Source organism: Shigella sp. FC1567 (genome assembly GCF_001743015.1).
GTDB lineage: Bacteria > Pseudomonadota > Gammaproteobacteria > Enterobacterales > Enterobacteriaceae > Escherichia > Escherichia coli.
The window spans coordinates 1-715 of the sequence record NZ_MIIV01000349.1; the positions used below are offsets into that span (position 1 = coordinate 1).

Below are 715 nucleotides of genomic sequence, written 5' to 3' on the forward strand. Positions count from 1 at the left end.
TGTCGCCATTGTTCGATTAACGCGTATTTTTCAGCGACTCCTGTGCAAAATACGCTGTTGCTTTTTTTAATATATCTCGCTCAAGGCGAGCTTCATTTAACGCCTTACGCAGTTGCAGAATTTCAGATTCCAGTTCAGCCACCGTGCGGGAACCAGGAGTACCGAGCCCTTTTCTGGCGGCGGTAACCCATTGTCCTAAAGTGCCTTCAGGAAGGGATAATCGGGAAGCGCCTTCACTGATCGAAAGTTGATTTTCAAGAACCGTTCTGACAGCTTCGGCTTTGAACTCTTTAGAGTAACGTTGGTTTTTTCTGCTCATTATTAGCTCCTTCTGATGCCATTCTATTTCAGGAAGGAGTGTCCGTTAAACTCAGGCTACCTCATAGTCATTGGAGTACAGATGATTGATGTCTTAGGGCCGGAGAAACGCAGACGGCGTACCACACAGGAAAAGATCGCAATTGTTCAGCAGAGCTTTGAACCGGGGATGACGGTCTCCCTCGTTGCCCGGCAACATGGTGTAGCAGCCAGCCAGTTATTTCTCTGGCGTAAGCAATACCAGGAAGGAAGTCTTACTGCTGTGGCCGCCGGAGAACAGGTTGTTCCTGCCTCTGAACTTGCTGCCGCCATGAAGCAGATTAAAGAACTCCAGCGCCTGCTCGGCAAGAAAACGATGGAAAATGAACTCCTCAAAGAAGCCGTTGAATATGGACGG

General features: G+C 48.7%; 1 protein-coding gene and 1 pseudogene. One reads left to right on the forward strand and one right to left on the reverse strand.

Going from position 1 to position 715, the window contains the following annotated elements:
• Positions 1–319 (reverse strand): annotated as a pseudogene (locus BHE85_RS17605) (transposase); the annotation flags it as partial.
• 81 nt (positions 320–400) lie between these two features.
• Between BHE85_RS17605 and BHE85_RS17610 the strand changes: the two are divergent.
• Positions 401–715, forward strand: a 315-nt coding sequence (locus BHE85_RS17610; RefSeq protein ID WP_000567746.1) for an IS3 family transposase, incomplete at its 3' end; no start/stop codon positions are given.